The sequence below is a fragment of the Seonamhaeicola marinus genome, assembly GCF_008085455.1.
In genome coordinates, this window is sequence record NZ_VSDQ01000658.1 from 1 (window position 1) to 301 (window position 301).

Annotated in this window: 1 protein-coding gene; it reads right to left on the reverse strand. The window is 38.2% G+C overall.

From position 1 onward, the window contains the following. A partial coding sequence (locus FUA24_RS11055; RefSeq protein ID WP_317131956.1) for a beta-ketoacyl synthase N-terminal-like domain-containing protein occupies positions 1 to 301 on the reverse strand: 301 nt, incomplete at both ends.

The following is a 301-nucleotide window of genomic DNA, read 5'->3' on the forward strand; positions in this document are numbered from 1 at the left end:
ATTTCTTGTTGATAATGCATGCATAGCATTAAAACCTCCCATTCCTGCTATAGTTACTGCTGCTTCACTTCCTCCTGTTACAACTACATCTGTGTACCCTAATCTAATAGAGTTTAATGCATCAAATAATGCGTTTGCTGAAGAGGCGCAGGCAGAAACCGTTGTGTAATTAGGCCCCATAAAACCATGTTTTATGGAAATGTTTGCCGGAGCTATATCGGCAATCATTTTAGGAATAAAGAATGGGTTAAATCTTGGAGATCCGTTTCCTTCAGCATAGTTTAATACTTCTTGCTGAAAT